Genomic DNA, 714 nt, shown 5'->3' on the forward strand with positions numbered 1-714 from the left:
CTGCGACAGCCCCTCGGTGCCGCGCATCGAGCGGAACTTCAGCTGCTCTTCACCCAGCGGGGTGTGGGCCGTAACGATCCTGGTCATCACCACCATCCTTTTCAGTTCGCCTTGACGAAAATCGTTCCCTTTACTGCACGCACGCCATGGGTCTTGGCTTCCTTCGCGAACTGTCGAAACTTCAACCAGCCGACCGTGTACTTGTTCATCGTCTGGATCTCGGTCTTCGCTGCGAGATTGACGAAGATGCCGTTGGCAGACAAGAACCACCTGCTCACCATCAGCTTCATGCCGTAGATGTCGAAGGCCAGGTTGTGCGTCCCGCCCTGCCACACTTCGATGTCGTAGCGCGTCCAACGCCAGTGGCTGTGCTCCTGGATGTGGAGCGTCTGCGTGGGCTTGTTGTGAATCACCACCTTGGCGTTGACGATGTAGTTGACGGTGTTGATCGTGTAGGTGTCGGCGTAGTGAATGATGAATGGGGCAAACACGATCTTGGGACCGGTCACGGTGGTGATGTTCGGCCCGAGCACCACCTTGCTATCGATCGCGTTGATGATCTCGATGCGCCCTGCGCCGATGATCCGTAGATCGGTACCGCTGAGGATCCGCACCACCGTGCCATTCACCGTCAGCATCACGCCGCCATTGACCGTCTCGGTCAGCCCACCGGTGACCATGCGCGTCTCGCCACCCGTGATCGTCTCGGTCGCA

At 59.0% G+C, this 714-nt stretch carries 1 pseudogene; it reads right to left on the reverse strand.

From position 1 onward, the window contains the following. Positions 1-101: 101 nt before the first annotated feature. A pseudogene (locus AC3A6J_RS27990) lies at positions 102-714 on the reverse strand (type VI secretion system tip protein VgrG); the annotation flags it as partial.

The organism is Variovorax sp. Soil_C_39 (assembly GCF_057656815.1).